Genomic DNA, 1,774 nt, shown 5'->3' with positions numbered 1-1,774 from the left:
GGTCCTGTTGGCGAAGGCTGATTTCAGGTTTGTGTCTGGAGTTGCAGGCGTGCCAGGTGGGTGGTTCTGGTGGTTTCTGACCGGTACCCGCAGCGCCAAGCGTTGACACGGATAAAGTTCATCGCGGTCGCCCCGAGAATATGCTGCAACGCGGTCTTATCAAGGCTCCGATATTTACAGCGGCGCATACCGATCCGGCCGGTGGCCTGACTGATCGCTCCTTCAACGCCCGAGCGTTGCTTATAGGATTCGCGCCATGGCTCGGTTTCCTGTTCGGCACGACGCTCGAGCATCGCTTTCCGATAGGCGCCGAGCATGACCTTCAGGCCGCGTCCTCGCTGGTTCTTGTCCATGTTCGCGCGGGTGCACTTGGCGCGAAGCGGGCAAGGACGACAGACGCCGACCGGGAAGGACACGTTCGCATAGGGAGTGCCGTTGTCCCCGATCCTGACCGACCACCCGGTGCTGCGTTGCCCAGCCGGACACGTCACCGTCCGCGTCGGTTCGTCAACGACGAAATCAGTGGGTTTGAACAGCACATCAGCGCCTTTGGTCGTCGACCAGTCCCCGCGGATCGGACCGTGCAGCACCGTCCCTGATGCGGCTTCACGGACGAGGTGGTAGGCGGCCACGTAACCCTGATCGACAAAATGCGTCCGCGGGCGCAGGCCCCGCGCACGCAACTGCCTGGTGATCGGCTCGGTGCAGCTCAGATCGGGCACGGTCGCATCGGTCGTGTAGACACCCACGATCACATGTGGATAGCCCGGCTCACAGGCCTCGGACAGATGCGCCTTATAGCCGTTCCACGACTGCCCGCGTTTGACGCTGTAGCGGGCATCGATATCAAAAGGGGACACGACCACCTCCTCCGAAGGCGGCAGATCGTCGGCCGTTCGCACCACGATCCGCCCACCACACCGCTCGAACTGCTGACCCCACACTCGCCGCAACACCGAGACCGCCTCCAGATCCGCAAGGGCCGCACCCGGCCCTCGCGCATCCGCCGCACATTGGTCAAGGAGCCAGAACCCGTCCTTCGCGAACTGCCGCAGCCGCTTATTGCGATCGACGGCCTTCTTCGGCAACCGCCAATTATCGACCGGCTTGCCATACCGCTCGACCTGCTGCCCGCTGATCCGCTCGGCCAACCAATCCGGCTCGGCCGCAGCGATCGCCTCCAACGCCGACCGCACCGTCTCCCCGCAGAACTCGAGCCGGTTCAACCACCGCACCCCGGCCAGCACCACCGTCGAATCGGTCCGCACCCGACCGTCCCTCTCCAGCAGCCCGGCCGCATCACAGCACTCGATCACCGCGTCGAAGACGCGCATGCCCAACTCGTGCTCGACCAACCGGGCACGGAATTCGGACAACACCGAGTAATCGAACCCCGGATCGGTCAACTCCAGACCGAGCGCGTACTTCCAGTCGATCCGGCCCCGAACCGCCTCAGCGGCCTGCCGATCCGCGAAACCTTCCACATGCTGCAGCACGCTCACCAGGCACAACGCCACCGGTGACACTGCCGGACGCCCCGTGGACGAGAACGCCCGAGCGAACTCCTCATCCGACCAGATAGGACCAAGTGTCTCCCTGATCCGCATCGCCAACGACCGCTTCGGAAACGCCGACCGCGCCACCGACACCGTCAATTCCGGAATCGAACCAAAATCCCTAGGCTCCAACGACATCACAAAACCTCCAACCCGAGCGGCCATCGAGCCCCCAGCATGCCACTCCAGTCAACTCAACCGACTTCGCCAACAGGACC

The 1,774-nt window shown here is 63.8% G+C and carries 2 protein-coding genes; one reads left to right on the top strand and one right to left on the bottom strand.

What is annotated here, in order from left to right; genetic code table 11:
- Window positions 1-23 precede the first annotated feature (23 nt).
- Window positions 24-1,643 carry an IS1182 family transposase gene (locus JFB92_RS24935; protein ID WP_372451698.1) on the bottom strand — a complete coding sequence of 540 codons (1,620 nt, stop codon included), beginning with the start codon at window positions 1,641-1,643 and terminating at the stop codon, window positions 24-26.
- Between JFB92_RS24935 and JFB92_RS25955 the strand changes: the two genes are divergently transcribed.
- Window positions 1,540-1,774, top strand: a 235-nt coding sequence (locus tag JFB92_RS25955; RefSeq protein WP_233163795.1) for a hypothetical protein, incomplete at its 3' end; no start/stop codon positions are given. The two genes, JFB92_RS24935 and JFB92_RS25955, sit on opposite strands and share 104 nt — an antisense overlap.

Source organism: Glycomyces salinus (assembly GCF_016428645.1).
GTDB classification, from domain to species: Bacteria; Actinomycetota; Actinomycetes; order Mycobacteriales; family Micromonosporaceae; genus Glycomyces; species Glycomyces salinus.
The sequence above is the reverse complement of the archived record's forward strand: the minus strand, read 5'-3'. Positions and strand labels throughout refer to the sequence as shown.